Origin of the sequence: Pseudomonas poae RE*1-1-14 (genome assembly GCF_000336465.1) — a bacterium.
GTDB lineage: Bacteria > Pseudomonadota > Gammaproteobacteria > Pseudomonadales > Pseudomonadaceae > Aquipseudomonas > Aquipseudomonas poae.
Genome location: NC_020209.1, coordinates 1739738 through 1754771, shown reverse-complemented (window position 1 = coordinate 1754771; position 15034 = coordinate 1739738). Strand labels below are relative to the sequence as shown.

The following is a 15034-nucleotide window of genomic DNA, read 5'->3' as shown; positions in this document are numbered from 1 at the left end:
GGAAAGAATCCATGAGCATGATCGATGACCTAAGCTTCTTTCAGCAGGTGGCTACGCGCACCAGCCTGACGCAAGTGGCACGCCATCTCGGGCTGTCGCTGCCTGCCGTGAGCAAGCGGCTGAGTCAACTCGAGGCCAGGCTTGGGGTGCAGTTGTTGCAGCGCACCACGCGTCGATTGTCGCTGACGCCCGAGGGCGTGCTGTATCTGGAGGGCAGTCGCCCGATTCTGCGCCAGCTCGAGGAACTGGAGAGCGCACTCGGCAGCCGTCAGCCCACCTTGCAAGGCCGGTTGCGGATCAATGGCACGCTGGGTTTCGGGCGGCGACACCTCGCCGCCGTGGTCTCAAGCTTCGCCCGGCTGCACCCGGAACTTGAGATTTCTCTTGAGCTGACCAGCCAGCCCCTGAGCATGCTGGACGATCAATTCGATATCGGCGTGTGCATGGGCGAGCCGCCGGACTCACGGTTGATCGGCATTCGTCTGCTGGAGAATCCACGCATTCTCTGCGCCTCTGCGGGCTACCTTGAAGGTATGCCCGAGCTGACGCGTGTGGCGGATCTGGCACGGCATAACTGCATTGTTCTGCGGCAGTTTGGCAGCGACTACGCGATCTGGCGTTTCAGCAAGGATGGCCAGGAGTACTCGCACAAGGTCAGCGGGACGTTGTCGAGCAATGACGGTGAGGTCGCGTTGAGCCTGGCGCTGGACGGCCATGGATTGATTCTGCGGTCGCGCTGGAATGTTCAGCAGCATCTTGAAAGTGGCCGCCTGCAGGCAGTACTGACCGATCACCAGGCACCCCAGGCTGATATTTTTGCGGTGTATCAGCACCGGCGGCATATCCCCCAGCGCATCTCGGTCTTCGCCCGTTACCTTGCCCAGGCGCTGGCGGAACGCTTGCCGTTCGCGGCCCTCAAGTGAGCAGCGAGAGGTGCGCCATGCTGGCCAGTCAGGCCACTGACCTAGAGCGGTGCAGCAAAAAAAACCAGCACTTCTTCGAGCAGCAAATCAGGCACTTGCTCGGCGATGTAATGGCCGCAAGGTAGCGCCTTGCCGCGAACATCCAGGGCGACCTTGCGCCACTCTTCAAGCGGGTCGAAACAGCGTCCCACCGTACCCTCCTCGCCCCAGAGCACCAACAGCGGCAGCGTCAGATGATTACCCGCCGCGATATCGGCGCGATCGTGCTCCAGATCGATACCGGCCGACGCGCGATAATCCTCACAAATGCCCCGCGCACTGCCCGGACGTTGCAGGCAGCGCAGGTACTCGCCAAACGCTTCGTTGGTGAAGGGCTCGAGGCCGGCGCTACGGCTGCCCATCACACTGCGCAAATAGAGTTCAGGGTCTGCCTCGATGAGCCCCTCCGGCAATGGCGCTGGTCGAATGAGGAAGAACCAGTGCCAGTAGGCGCGGGCGAAGGCTTCGTCTGTTTGCGCGTACATCGACAGGGTCGGCGCGATGTCCAGCAGCACCATCTGCTGCACCGCCTGCGGATGGTCGAGGACCAGGCGATGGGCCACGCGCGCACCGCGGTCATGGGCAAGGACCCTGAACTGCGCAAAGCCCAGCGATTTCATCAGCTCAACAGCATCGAGCGCCATTTCACGCTTGCAATAACCTGCATGCTCGGCATCGGCAGGCGGCCTGTCACTGTCGCCATAGCCGCGCAGATCAGCGGCGACGACGGTAAAAACGCCCGCCAGCTGCGCAGCGACCTTGTGCCAGATCACGTGGGTCTGCGGATGGCCGTGCAACAGCAGCAGCGGGGGGCCACTGCCGCCAATGCGGTAACTGATGTTCACGCCGTTTACCTGGCGTTGTTCTTTCTGGAAACCGGCAAACATGATTCGACTCCTTAACGGTGAAGGCTCACTAAACAGCCGCAGAATAGCCCGGATTACGATGACAGTTCAGACACCAGACGACACCGGAAACAAGCAGTGCAATCGCCGCTATTTCATAGGCGTCGGGCAACCGCTGCTCCCATAGAAACCCAAAAACCAGCGCCGCTAACGTCTCAATCACGAGCACTTGTCCGCTGAGTGCCAACGGTAGGAGTCGGCTCGCCTGGTTCCAGCATGCGCCACCCACCACTGAAGACAAGATGGCTACGCCTCCTGCCACCAGCAAAAAATGCAGCCATTGGGCGCTGCCATGGGTTGCGGCCTGCAAGCCCAGCACAGGCGCCGCCACAAGCAGTGACTGAGCGCCCGTCATCACCCCTGTCAGCAGTGCCCAGTCATGGGAGGAGACGCTGGCTACCTGAACCAGCCGCCGAGCGTTGCTTACGGCATACCAACTCCACGTGACAAGAGCACCCACCGCGCATGAAATCCCGGCGATGGTCGCAAGCGTATCCAGCCTGTCGCCATTGATCAGGGCATGCCAACTGATGAGCATGACCCCTCCCACCGCGCAGCACAGCGAAGGGACGAGCTTGTACAACGAAACGGCGTTGGCGTCATGACGACCCGCCAGGGTGACGAACACCGGGATGAGTCCGACAATCAGCGACGTTGTGGCGATGCCAACCAGCTGCACACCGGTGCCCACCAGTGTGTAGTAGATGAGGTTCCCTATCAGACTGAGCCAGAACAATGATTTCCAGTCAGCCACGGTCAGATTGGCGCAAACGCGCCGCCAGCGCGGCATCAGCAAAACCGCCGAGACCACGCCATAACAAAGAAATCTCAGAACTGCGAATTCCAGGCCGCTTAAACCCGGAGTCAGTTGGGGGCCAAGGAAGATCACGCCCCAACACAGCCCTGCGCACACGCCGTAAACAATGCCCTTGAGCAACGACCGATCAGCAAACATTTCACCCGTACTCCACAACGTAGTGGATGAAGTCTGATGCAACTGATTCGGCAACTATTGTCGGTAGCTGTGAAGTCTTTTACCCAGGCTGTTTCTGCGCTTTACGATAAGCAGCCGGCGTTATGGCGGTTATTCGCTGCATGGCACGGGTCAGTGAGGCCTGATCGGAAAAACCTGCCCGCAAGGCAATCTCGGCTATGGGTAGCGAAGTTGCGCGCAACCATCGTTGAGCTTCCTGCAGGCGTAACTCAGTCAACCACGCTTGAGGGGTCATTTCGAACAATTGACGAAACCGCTGGTGCAGTTTACTCAGGCTCATATTGGCGACCTGAGCCATGCTTTCGTTACTCCAGTTCGCGCCAGGATTGGCCCGAAGACGGACGATCAATCGCTCCATGGGATCGGAAACGCGAGGAGCATCAGCGCCAAGGGACGAAAAAAGCAAAGGGCCCAGCTGTGAGGCCACGAGGGACAGTTGCGCGTTCCCTATCAGCTCGGCGAACTCCATAAGCCGACGCGTTGCGGCGGGAATAGGCACGTATATTCTCTGAGCCAGACGCTCGATCTTTAGCGTTTCCAGGGTCGTCGGCGCACAGTCCAGAACCAGAAAGCGGTTATCGGCGTGCGTATGCTGCGAATGCACCGCGCCGGGTGTCACAAGTGCCGCCAGTGACTGATCGATGTAGCCACCGCGCCCCCCTACATCGATCTCCATTCGGCCACGAATCGGCAGCACCAATTGAGCATGCTCGTGATGGTGATGAGGGGCTTCCCGCTCGTAGCTGCGAACTTCAAGATTCAGAAACATTTGACGCTATCGCCCTTGTCGCAAGTTTTTTCATGCACCATCGGTTGGCGTTTACCTGACCCATTTACTGCCTAGCTACTAGGTGCTCAACTGCTCCTGGAGCCACGCCAGTAGCACTTGCACTTCAATCCGTTCATCCCCGCCATTTTCTTTATAAACAGAAATGGCATGGGGCAGAGGAACATATTCTGCACAAGGTCGCACCAAAGCGCCCTCCTCAATGAGCTTTCCGGCAGTTCGACGCCATCCCAATGCGATGCCATGTCCCGCGACTGCCGCCTGAAGCATCAGCGGGTAGCTATCGAACACCGTACCAGGCACATGATTCGCGATCGTCTTTCCAAACACCTGCAACCACTCTTCCCAGACCATAAAGTCAGGGGACGTAGAGCGATAGTGTAAGAGATTGTGCAGACAAAGTGCTTCAGGGCCAAGCAACTCGCCTGTGGCAAGGTAACTCGGACTGCATACGGGGAAGACTTCGTCAGCAGCCGTAAAGACCAGAGCATGTGGAACGCGGCGACAAAACGGCTGCCGATGGTGCTTTCCGGTCAGTTGATTTCACTGGAATCTTTGTTCGCCGCTGTCCTTGGTTTGCTATTTATTGGGAGGTTCCCAACGCCCATAGAGGCGACAGGGCTTATTGCTGTGGTCATTGGGGCAGCAATAGCGGTTCGCGGCATTCTCGGCGCAAATGAAACTATTACCTGCTCAGTGGTCACTCGCTCCAACCAACCACGCCCTTGATTTCCAGGAAATCGTGAATGCCCCAGCCCGCGTACTCGCGGCCATTGCCGGATTGTTTGTAGCCACCAAACGGCGCGAACGTGTCCCAGCTTGGGTAGTTCAGGTACACCGAGCCGGCACGCATCTGTTTGGCCACGGCGCGGGCACGCTCGATATTGCCCGATTGTATATAGGCCGCCAGGCCGTACACGGTGTCGTTGGCCATTTCGATGGCCTGCGTTTCGCTGTCATAGGCAATGATCGACAGCACGGGACCGAAGATTTCTTCGCGGGCGATGGTCATCTGCGCCGTCACGTCGCCGAACACGGTGGGTCGCACGTAGTAGCCCTTGTCCAGGCCTTCGGGACGGCCCAGGCCACCGCTCACCAAAGTGGCGCCCTCCTCGATACCAATGGCGATCAGGCTCTGAATCTTCGCGAACTGTGCGTCGCTGATCACCGGGCCGAGATTCGTGCCGGCATCCAGCGGGCTGCCGGTCACCAACTGCTCGGCGGTTGCCTTGGCAATTTCCAGGGCACGGGCAAGCTGCGCTCGCGGTACCAGCATGCGTGTCGGCGCATTGCAGGATTGCCCCGAGTTGGCAAAGCAGCGCTGCACACCCTTGGCCACCGCCACGTCAAAGTCTGCGTCTTCCAGCAGGATATTGGCCGATTTACCGCCCAACTCCTGAGCCACGCGTTTAACCGTGTCGGCCGCCGCCTTGGCGACCAGAATGCCTGCGCGGGTGGAGCCGGTGAACGAGACCATATCGACTTTCGGGTGGCTGGCCATATGTTGGCCTACATCCGCCCCGGTACCGTTAAGCAGGTTGAACACCCCGGCCGGCACGCCCGCTTCATGCATGATCTCGGCGAAGATGATGCCGGTCAGTGGTGCGATTTCGCTGGGCTTTAGCACCACGGTACAACCGGCGGCAATGGCGGGTGCGACCTTGCAGACGATCTGGTTCAGGGGCCAGTTCCACGGCGTGATCAGGGCGCAGACGCCGATGGCTTCACGCATCACCTGAGTGATGCCGTGCGCTTCACTGAACTGAAATGTCTCCAGGGCACTGATGGTCGATTCCAGATGCGCCCGGCCACTCCAGACCTGCGAGTCACGGGCAAAATGCAGTGGCGCGCCCATCTCCTGGCTGACGGCCTTGGCCAGGTCTTCGTAGCGCAGGTTGTAGACCCGCAGGATTTCCTTGAGCAGTGCCAGCCGCTCGCTGACGGGGGTTACAGAGAACGCGGGAAAGGCCCTGGCAGCAGCGTCTACCGCGCTGTCCACGTCCGCCGCGTTGCCCACCGCGATACTGATGAAGGCTTGCTCCGTGGAAGGGTCGATCACCTCCAGCGTGTTGCCAGACTGGGTGTCGACCCACTGGCCATCAATGTAAAACTTGAGCGCATTGTTCATGGTTTATCTCTGGATAGTTCGGAAACAGGTGTCCTCAGCGGTCCGTTTCAAGACACGCTGACGGGCCAACACTCATGCGTGAGTAAGGTACCACCGCCAGTCCTGCTCTCCGACCTCGGCATTGAAAGTACGGAACTCGCGCCACTTGATCGCCAGGAACACCTTCATGAATTCAGCGCCCAGCGCCTCGCGTGCCCAGGTTGAACGCTCCAATGCCTGCAACGCGGTCAGCCAGTCGGTGGGTAGAAAATCGGTCGCCTGCTCGTAGCCATTGCCCACAATCGCCGCGCCGGGATCGCTCTGATGCGTGATGCCATGGTGAATGCCCGCCAGTAACGCGGCAGCGGCGAGATAGGGGTTGGCATCGGCGCCGCAAATGCGGTGTTCGATGTGCCGACTGATCGCCGGGCCACCGGGTACGCGGAATGACACCGTACGATTGTTGACGCCCCAGCTTTTGGCCAGTGGCGCATAACTGCCGGTCTGGAAGCGGCGATAAGAGTTGGCATGGGGGCAAAAGATCGCCAGCGCGTCGAACAAGGTTGCCATCATCCCGCCAATGGAGTGACGCAACAGCGGCGTGCCCTGTGGGTCTTCGCTCGCGTACAGGTTGTTGCCCTGCTCGTCGGCCAGGCTGACGTGCAAGTGCAGACCGCTGCCGGCCTGGTCGCTGAATGGCTTGGCCATGAAGCACGCTTGCAGCCCGTGTTTGTTGGCCACACCTTTGACCAGGCGCTTGTAACGTACGCCTTCATCAATGGCCTGGAGTGCATCGAAACGATGCTCCAGCGTCAACTCGAGCTGGCCCGGCGCATACTCGGAGATCGCCGTGCGCACCGGTAACCCCTGCAGCGCGCACGCTGCGTAGAGGTCATCCAGAAACGGTTGAACCTGTTCGAGTTCAAACACGCCATACACCTGCGGAGCTACCGGACGTACACCATTGGTTTGCTGCGCCGGCTGCGGTCGACCGTTGACATCGCGCTGTTGGTCCAGCAGGTAGAACTCCAACTCCACGGCCATGACCGGATGAAAGCCATCGGCTTTGAGCCGCTCGATGGTGTTCACCAACACATGACGCGGGTCCGCCGGTGCGGCGGGAAGACCTTGGGTCGGGTGCATGCTGACCTGCACTTGACCGGTGGGATGGGTGCGCCAGGGTTGCAGGGTCAGGCTTCCCGGCAAGGGGTAACTCCAGCAATCAGCGTCAGCGACATCCCAGACCAGACCAGTGTCATCCACGTCCTCACCCTGCACGGTCAAGGCGAGAATGGAACTCGGCAGCGGCCGCCCATTGTCGTAGATCGCCAGCAGCTCATTACGATGCAACAGTTTGCCCCGTGGCACACCATTCGCGTCGATCAGGAACAACTCGATGCTCTGCACTTCAGGGTGAGCGGCCAGATACTCCTCGGCCTCTTTTCTATCAGCAAATTGCATGGCAAACCTCTTGGCGCTCATTCAAGCGCCTTGGCAGTATTGGAAGAAAGTCGCGGCGTCGCCGTTCACTTATGAGCAGGTGACCCGAGCTCCCGGCAGGGCAAGCAGCGTGGTCAGCGCGTTATCCAGCTCGTCGATCAGCCTGTCGATATCCGCCTCACTGGTTTGCGGGCAGCACAGCGTCATGTTGTGAAACGGCGTGATCAGGATGCCGCGATTGATCAGGTAGAGGTGCAGCGCCATTTGAAGGCTGTCATGAAAAGCCGCCTCGGCTTGCGCACCGGTTCTGGGCGGCGTGGCACAGAATTGAAACTCACAACGAGCGCCCAACTCGGTAACCGACCAGTTCAGTTGATGGCGCTTGAACAATGCGCGAAACCCCTGCGCCAGTCGTGAGGCGACAGACAGCATGTGCTGGTAGGCCGCGTCGGTCATGACCTCTTCAAGACTGGCGCGCATGCAACGCATCGCCAGCGCGTTGGCGGACAGCGTTGTGCCCATGCCGCTGTGCCCGTGGCCGCCGCCCGCTGCGCTCATCTGCACGTCGCGCATGGCCTGGGCAACGTCTTCGGTCACGCCGAACACAGCGCAAGGCACGCCTCCTGCGATGGGTTTACCCACCACGAAAAAATCGGGTTCCAACGCCCATTGGCGCGTGCATCCACCCAAGCCCGTGGAAATCGTGTGGGTCTCATCAATGACCAGCAGGCTGCCATAGTGACGGGTCAACTCTCGGCACTTTTGCATGAACCCAGGATCAGGCAGGACCATGCCGATGTTCGTCATCGCCGGCTCGCACATCAGCGCGCACACATCGCCCTGGGCCAACGCAGCTTCCAGTGCGGCGACATCGTTGAAGGGAATGGATCGACTGTACTGGCTCAAGTCGTAGGCCTGGCCCACAAGGCCTGAACGGTGCACTGTCTTGCCGTCGCGGTAGCGCACCATCACGTCATCCACGGTGCCGTGATAGCAGCCGTCGAACACCAGCAAGACATTGCGTTTGGTGATGGCACGCGCCCAGCGCAGCACGTAACGGTTGGCGTCAGTGGCACTCGTGGTCACCTGCCAGTAAGGCAGCCCAAATTGCTGAGCCAGTAACTCGCCGCAGACCACCGCGTCTTCGCCGGGCAGCATGGTGGTCAGGCCATTGTTCGCCTGCTCGGCGATGGCACGGGCAACAGGATCAGGTGAATGGCCAAACATCGTGCCGGTGTCGCCCAGGCAAAAGTCAATGTATTCATGGTCATCAACATCGGTGAAGCGTGCGCCTTTGGCGCGCTGCACGAAGAGCGGCGACGGCATCGACCAGTCGCTCATCCAGTGCATGGGCACACCGTTGAACAGGTTCGCCCTGGCACGTTTGGCCAGCGCCATCGACGTTGGGTTGCTTTCTATGAAACGCTCACGCTCGCAGGCGGTAAACGCAGCAATCGCTGATTCACTGATTCCACTTTTCGACATGACCAAACACCCTGTGTTGATGACAAATATCGGTTAAACGTCGTGACCGCTCGGACAGGAACACTCAACTGTCCTTTTTCCTGACCTCAGGCTCGCGCAGCCTTGTTCTCGATCAAACAGTTCCCGCCATCCACCACAATGACTTCACCGGTGATGTAACTGGATTCAGGCGACGCCAGAAATGCAACCGCCGCAGCTACTTCGCGAGGACTGCCTGCCCGGCCCATCGGGGTGAAGCGCCCCGCCTCGGCTTCAACGGGTGAGGTTGACCCTGTCGTGATCCAGCCAGGCGCAATGCTGTTGACGGTGATCCCTTGCCTGGCAACTTCAAGTGCAAGCCCCATGCTCATGCCCACCATCGCGGCCTTGGCGGCGCTATAAGCCGCCTCGCCCGGGTTGCTGCAGCGGGTGCCTGTGATGGAACTGATATTCACAATGCGCCCGTAATTTCGCGCCCTCATACCGGCCAGAACGGCTCGCGTCAGAAGAAAGGCCGTGGTCAGGTTTCTGCCCAGTGAAAGATTCCACTCCTGCAGTTCCATCGTTGCCAATTCCGAGAACACCTCGGGGCTTCCTTGCATGGCCATGCCGGCGTTGTTCACCAGAATATCGACCCGTCCCCAGACGGACTCCGCCCACAGGCTCAATTCGCGCACCTGACGTTCGTCAGTGAGGTCGGCTGGCCGGCCTTCAACGTCAAATCCCTCAAGACGTAACTCTTCAACCCGATCCGCAATGCGGTTGCTGCTGGCAGTGATGATCAACTTCGCCCCGGATGCACCTAGCCTGCGAGCAATAGCCATGCCGATCCCGGATTCACTCCCGGCACCACTGACGAGTGCAACATGCCCTCTCAATTGCGTATCCAACATGGGTGCCCCACGTATTTAGTTTGAAAGAGAGTAGAAACTAGGCGAATAAATCTGATACACAAAGACAATCATCATCAGAAAAACTGACAACCCCCATGGCGTTTACCAGTGAGTCACTCAAAATTTTCCTCTCGGTCATCGACAGCGGATCCTTTTCGGCGGCGGCGCGAAAATTGGGCCGGGTCCCCTCGGCCGTCAACATGGCGGTGTCGCAGCTTGAAGCAGAGCTGGATTTGTTGCTGTTTGACCGATCAACTCGCAAAGCCATTCCTACGGCCGCCGCCAAAGCACTTGAGCCCCAGGCACGACAAGTCGCGAGCCAGATAAATCTGCTGGATGCGCATGCCCTCCAGCTACATCAGGGGCTGGAGGAGCGCTTGGTCTTCGCGATGGCGCCGGAGTTGCAAACAGGCGTATGGAATCGTCCGCTGTCGATTATCGCCAGGGAGTTTCCCACGCTTGAAATCGAGATTCGCTCCGCGTCCCATCCGGAGGCAATGCGCATGCTCCATGAAGGGCGTGTGCAATTGGCACTTGGATTTGAACGACCTGGGCTTGACGAGCGGGAAACATTTCTTGAAGCGGGAAGCCAGTTGTTGGTAGCGGTTGCTGCTCCAGATCACCCTGCGGCCGCCGGCAAGAAAAGCCCCTTAAGTGAGGAGCAACTGGTAAACGTTCGGCAGATCATCGTCGCCACAGGAGGACCTGCAGACTCTGACCCACGTGTTGTGCTGTCGCGGCGGATTTGGCACAGCGACAATTATCTGGCCACGCTGGACCTGGTGCAGCAAGGATTGGGTTGGGCCTACCTTCCAAAATCGCTGGTACATCCTCTCATCACGTCAGGCGCATTGACGGAAGTGGTGTTTGACTACATGCCGAGTCAGATGCGGCTATGGGTCGATATCATCTGGGTAAAAAACCGGCCCCTGGGACTGGGCGCGCTTCGTTACCTGAGCCTGATACGCGAAATTACGGAGGGGGAGCCTCGTCGTATTTGATGAGTAAACGTGCACATTGAGGCTTGCGACGACGCCCACTCGCAGTAAAAACAGCCACCGCCGACTCACCCATTCCGCGTTTTGACATGATCATAATCCCTTGCCCAAGATAGGCATCAATGGGCCACTGTCAGTTTCCAGCGGAAACGCCGCAATCAATCGCCATGTCCGCACCAGTAATGGATCGTGCACCGGGTTGGGATAGGAAAAACGCCAGCTCGGCGACTTCTTCTGGCTGGATAAATCGGGCGCGGGCACCTTGCGGGTACTTGTCCAACAGATCCTGATAGTAGGCCTGAGGGTTTCCCTGTCCATATTGAGTGGCTTGAAATTTGAGCATTGGGGTTTCGATATCACCTGGGGAAATAGCGTTGCAGCGCACGCCAAACGGTGCCAGGTCCAATGCCAGGGTTTTTGTCAGCAGAGTCACGCCGCCCTTGCTTGCGCAATAAGCTGCGGCGTTTCGATTGCCTTGCCGGCCAGCATCGCTTGAAATATTCAGGATCGAACCTTCGGATAATTTCAGATGGGGAATAGCGGCTGAGCACATGAAGAACGTAGCCTTTAGGTTCACGTCCAGAACGAGGTCGAAATCCTCTTCGGTAAACGCTTCAACCGGACCTTCGCGCCATACTCCCGCAGCGTTGATCAATACATCCAGCCGGCCCATCGCCATAACGGCTGCATTAACGGCCGCAGCACACACAGCGGGTTGACGAATATCACCGCAAAAAATGCCTGACACCCGATATTCAATCTGTAGGTCTGCGAGCTTTTTCGCGTCCAGATCTGTCGCGAAAACCTTGAAGTGCTCATTTAAAAAACGCTCGACCAACGCGCGGCCAACACCACCTGCTGCGCCAGTGATAAGTACAGTTCGAGGGGCCATGGAACTTCCTGCCAAGATAGAGTTTAAGAACGTGTGGGATGCATCCAGACTTAAGGAGCCTTGTGCTCGACCAAGCAATTTCCACCCGATCCGGCTGACAATCGATACGTAACCCCGTCGATTCTGGCTGCACCCTATTCGCCAGGTTTGGTCGTGGTGGAGCTGGAATTTAGGTGCTTTTATCTGATAAAAAAAAGACGATTAATATCAGGGAAATTGACAACGGCAGGGTATTTACCAGCGAGGTAATAAAGCGCCAGATAGCAGATGGAACAGAGGCCTGGGTTGTGAGGTTCAATCCTTGCTTCAACGAGCGCCAACCCGTTGCAGCGAAGATCGAACAACTCATCAACCCCATCGTTATCAGCCACCTGGCTCAGCGCTTGTGTAGCCGCTCACCACACCGCGATATGCGAATCCGCCCGTGGCTCAGTACCCCCGCATAGAACACCGGTGACGGGGTCGCGCAGGATGATCTGCCCTCGCCCGTAGTCGGTGAGGTCGCTGTCGGTCTGCACCTTGTGCCCGCGCCGCGCCAGCGCATTGACCAGGTCGCGGGAGGCACCGTGTTCGATGCCGACCTTCATGTCGCCCAGCCATTGCCAGCGCGGTGCGTCCAATGCCGCCTGGGGGTTGAGGCCGAAGTCCACCAGGTTCATCACCATCTGCACATGGCCCTGGGGCTGCATGTAGCCGCCCATCACGCCGAACGGGCCAAGGGCTTCGCCGTCTTTGGTGAGAAAGCCCGGGATGATGGTGTGGAAGGTTTTCTTGCCCGGTGCCAGGCAGTTGGAATGCGTCGGGTCGAGGCTGAACTCCTGCCCGCGGTTCTGCAGGGCGATGCCACTGTCGGGCAGCACCACGCCGGAGCCGAAGCCGTGATAGTTGCTCTGGATAAACGACACCATGTTGCCTTCGGCGTCGGCGGTCGCCAGGTACACCGTGCCGCTGGCATGGGGGTCGCCGGGTTTGGGCGGCTGGGCCTGCTCGCCGATCTGGCCACGGCGACGGGTGCTGTAGTCGTCACTGAGCAGGTCGGCCACCGCCACGCGCATGTGCGCAGGGTCAGTGATGTAATGCAGGCCGTCGCTGTAGGCCAGCTTCATGGCTTCCAACTGGCGATGCCAGGTCTGCTGACTGTCACGGTGATCGAAGCTGAAGCCTTCGAGGATCTTCAGCGCCATCAGTGCGACCAGGCCCTGGCCACTCGGCGGGATTTCCCATACGTCGACGCCACGGTAATTGACCCGGATCGGCTCCACCCACTGCGCGCGGTAATCCTGGAGGTCGCTGGCGCGCAGGTAGCCGCCGCTGGCGCGTGAATGCGCATCCAGGCGCTCGGCCAGAGCGCCGCGATACAGGCTTTCGCAGCCAGTGGCGGCGAGCTCTTCCAGGGTGCGGGCCTGGGCCGGGTTGCGGAAAATCTCGCCCGCCTGGGGCGCGCGCCCGTCGATCAGGAAGGTGTCGAACCAGGCTTGCAGCACGTCATCGCGCTGCGGGCCGAATTCGTTCAAGGCGATCTGCCATTGATGCGCAACCACCGGTGACAACGGGAAACCGTCGCGCGCCAGGCTGATGGCCGGCTGCAGCAAATCGGTGAACGGTAATTTACCGAAGCGTTTGGACAATTCGGCCCACGCCGACGGGCAACCGGGCACCGTCACCGGGGTCCAGCCGTACAGCGGCATCTGTTGATGCCCCGCCGCCTTGACCGCCTCGATACTCAAGGCGACCGGCGCGTGGCCGTTGCCATTGAGGCCGTGCAACTGACCCTTGCACCACACCAGCGCAAAGGCGTCGCCGCCCAGGCCGCAACCAGTGGGTTCGACCACGGTCAGCGCGGCGGCGGTGGCGATGGCAGCATCGATGGCATTGCCGCCCTTCTGCATGACTTCGATGCCGGCCTGAGCGGCCAGCGGCTGGGAGGCGGCGACCATGCCGCGCTTGGCGAACACACTTTGGCGTTGCGACGGATAGGGGTATTCGTGAGCGGAAAATGTCAACATGGCAAAGGCTCTTCCAAAAAGGTCATAACACGCGGCTGAGAAACGCCCGGGTTCGCGGATGGCTGGGATGGCTGAAAATCTGCTCCGGCGGCCCTTGTTCGATCAATTCGCCCTGATCGAGCACTACCACGCGGTCGGCCACTTCACGGGCAAAACCCATTTCATGGGTGACCACCACCATGGTCATGCCCTCCTCCGCCAATTCCTTCATCACCTGCAGCACCTCGCCGACGGTTTCCGGGTCGAGGGCGCTGGTGGGTTCGTCGAACAGCATGGCTTGAGGCTTCATCGCCAGCGCACGGGCAATCGCCACCCGTTGCTGCTGGCCACCGGAGAGCATTGACGGGTAATGGCCGGCCTTGTCCGCCAGGCCGACCCGCGCCAGCAAGCCTCGGGCCTGCTCCAGCGCCTGGGCACGCGGCACGCCGAGCACCTGGATCGGCGCTTCGATGATGTTTTCCAATGCGGTCATGTGCGGGAACAGGTTGAAGCGCTGGAACACCATGCCAATGTCGCGGCGCTGACGGGCGATGTTGCGCTCCGAATCACGCACCAGGCTGCCATCGGCGCGTTCGAGATAACCCATGGCGCGGCCGTTGACGCGAATGCGTCCGCCCTGGATGTCTTCGAGCAGGTTGATGCAGCGGATAAAGGTGGTCTTGCCGGAACCAGAGGCACCGATCAGCACCACCACTTCACCGCGCCGCACTTGCAGGGAGATGCCCTTGAGGATCTGCAACTCGCCGAACGACTTCTGAACATCCAGTGCCTCGATGATCAGCTCTTCACTTTGGTGCGCCATTGTTAACGTCCCCTCAGCAGTTTCAGGGTGCTGCGACCGAACATGCGGCTGGCGGCCGGAGGGGGCGCCGACGGTCGATCGGACTGGCCGAAGCGGTTTTCGAGCCAGCGTTGGAAAAAGCCCCACAGGGTGGTCAATGTCAGGAAGTAAATCGCGACGACCAGATACAACTCGAATACGCGAAACGTCGCCGAGGTCACCATCTGCGTGCTGAGCAACAATTCCTGCACGCCGATCACACTGACCAGCGTGGTGTTCTTGAGCATCACGTTGAACTCATTGCCCAATGGCGGCACGATCACCCGAAACGCCTGGGGCAGCACGATGCGGCGCATCAGCTTGCCGAACCCCATGCCCAGGGAGCGTCCGGCTTCGTACTGGCCCTTGTCCACCGCGCCGATGCCGGCGCGGATGATTTCGGCCATGTACGCGCCTTCATTCAGGCCCAGGGCGATGATCGCCGCCTGGATATTACCGGGGATGATCAGCCCGAACAGCTCGATGTCCTCGAAGCGGAAGATCCCGCCCGCTGCCAGTGCGGTGTACAGAAATACGATCTGCACCAGCAACGGCGTGCCGCGCATCAGCCACACGTAAAGGCGTACCGGCAGGTGCAGCAGCGGGTTCTTCGACAACCGTAAAAGCGCCGCCGCCAGGCCCAGCGCACAGCCGAGCAGCATCGCCAGCACGCTGATCAGGCACGTCAACCACAGCCCGGTGAGGTAGACCCCACTGGGCTGCAGCAGGTATTGCCAGAACACATCCCAATTGAAATTCATCGATG

Annotated in this window: 14 protein-coding genes and 1 pseudogene; 3 read left to right on the top strand and 12 right to left on the bottom strand. The window is 59.7% G+C overall.

The genetic code is table 11. The annotated features are described in order from the left end of the window. The first annotated feature begins 11 nt into the window (after positions 1-11). On the top strand, positions 12-923 hold the full coding sequence (locus tag H045_RS07930) for a LysR substrate-binding domain-containing protein (RefSeq protein WP_003236527.1): 912 nt from the start codon (positions 12-14) through the stop codon (positions 921-923). Between the two features lie 41 nt (positions 924-964). On the opposite strand, the gene H045_RS07925 is transcribed toward H045_RS07930, so the two are convergent. The 4 genes from H045_RS07925 to H045_RS07910 all read right to left on the bottom strand — a co-directional run bounded on the left by H045_RS07925 (position 965) and on the right by H045_RS07910 (position 4068). Beyond that, on the bottom strand, positions 965-1849 hold the full coding sequence (locus H045_RS07925; protein WP_015371975.1) for an alpha/beta fold hydrolase: 885 nt from the start codon (positions 1847-1849) through the stop codon (positions 965-967). 28 nt (positions 1850-1877) lie between these two features. Then, a complete protein-coding gene (locus H045_RS07920) occupies positions 1878-2822 on the bottom strand; it encodes a DMT family transporter (protein ID WP_015371974.1) in 945 nt (314 codons plus the stop codon). A 79-nt stretch (positions 2823-2901) separates the two neighbouring features. Next, positions 2902-3630, bottom strand: coding sequence for a helix-turn-helix transcriptional regulator (locus tag H045_RS07915; RefSeq protein ID WP_015371973.1), 729 nt, complete (start codon positions 3628-3630; stop codon positions 2902-2904). A gap of 78 nt (positions 3631-3708) precedes the next feature. Next, positions 3709-4068, bottom strand: a complete 360-nt coding sequence (locus H045_RS07910; RefSeq protein ID WP_236278000.1) for a LysR substrate-binding domain-containing protein — start codon at positions 4066-4068, stop codon at positions 3709-3711. 72 nt (positions 4069-4140) lie between these two features. On the opposite strand from H045_RS07910, the pseudogene H045_RS25445 reads away from it, so the two are divergent. Continuing rightward, a pseudogene (locus tag H045_RS25445) lies at positions 4141-4377 on the top strand (DMT family transporter); the annotation flags it as partial. On the opposite strand, the gene H045_RS07905 reads toward H045_RS25445, so the two are convergent. The 4 genes from H045_RS07905 to H045_RS07890 all read right to left on the bottom strand — a co-directional run bounded on the left by H045_RS07905 (position 4349) and on the right by H045_RS07890 (position 9552). Continuing rightward, the gene (locus H045_RS07905) at positions 4349-5776 is read right to left on the bottom strand and encodes an aldehyde dehydrogenase family protein (protein ID WP_015371971.1); all 1428 of its coding nucleotides are present in this window, start codon (positions 5774-5776) and stop codon (positions 4349-4351) included. The pseudogene H045_RS25445 and the gene H045_RS07905 sit on opposite strands and share 29 nt — an antisense overlap. Positions 5777-5848: 72 nt before the next feature. After that, positions 5849-7216, bottom strand: a complete 1368-nt coding sequence (locus H045_RS07900) for a glutamine synthetase family protein (protein ID WP_015371970.1) — start codon at positions 7214-7216, stop codon at positions 5849-5851. Between the two features lie 69 nt (positions 7217-7285). After that, the gene (locus H045_RS07895) at positions 7286-8680 is read right to left on the bottom strand and encodes an aspartate aminotransferase family protein (protein WP_041931462.1); all 1395 of its coding nucleotides are present in this window, start codon (positions 8678-8680) and stop codon (positions 7286-7288) included. Positions 8681-8766: 86 nt separating this feature from the next. Beyond that, positions 8767-9552: an SDR family NAD(P)-dependent oxidoreductase gene (locus tag H045_RS07890; protein WP_015371968.1), complete on the bottom strand. Its 786-nt coding sequence runs from the start codon at positions 9550-9552 to the stop codon at positions 8767-8769. A gap of 95 nt (positions 9553-9647) precedes the next feature. Between H045_RS07890 and H045_RS07885 the strand changes: the two genes are divergently transcribed. Next, positions 9648-10553: a LysR family transcriptional regulator gene (locus tag H045_RS07885; RefSeq protein ID WP_003236546.1), complete on the top strand. Its 906-nt coding sequence runs from the start codon at positions 9648-9650 to the stop codon at positions 10551-10553. Between the two features lie 130 nt (positions 10554-10683). Here H045_RS07885 and H045_RS07880 read toward each other — a convergent pair whose 3' ends face one another. The 4 genes from H045_RS07880 to H045_RS07865 form a co-directional block, all read right to left on the bottom strand. Beyond that, positions 10684-11442 carry an SDR family NAD(P)-dependent oxidoreductase gene (locus H045_RS07880; protein WP_015371967.1) on the bottom strand — a complete coding sequence of 253 codons (759 nt, stop codon included), beginning with the start codon at positions 11440-11442 and terminating at the stop codon, positions 10684-10686. Between the two features lie 395 nt (positions 11443-11837). Further along, on the bottom strand, positions 11838-13448 hold the full coding sequence (locus H045_RS07875) for a gamma-glutamyltransferase family protein (protein ID WP_015371966.1): 1611 nt from the start codon (positions 13446-13448) through the stop codon (positions 11838-11840). Between the two features lie 22 nt (positions 13449-13470). Next, positions 13471-14250 (bottom strand): amino acid ABC transporter ATP-binding protein, encoded by a 780-nt coding sequence (locus H045_RS07870; protein WP_003236552.1) that lies wholly within the window; start codon positions 14248-14250, stop codon positions 13471-13473. Positions 14251-14252: 2 nt separating this feature from the next. Next, positions 14253-15029, bottom strand: coding sequence for an amino acid ABC transporter permease (locus tag H045_RS07865; RefSeq protein WP_003236553.1), 777 nt, complete (start codon positions 15027-15029; stop codon positions 14253-14255). Positions 15030-15034: the final 5 nt, after the last annotated feature.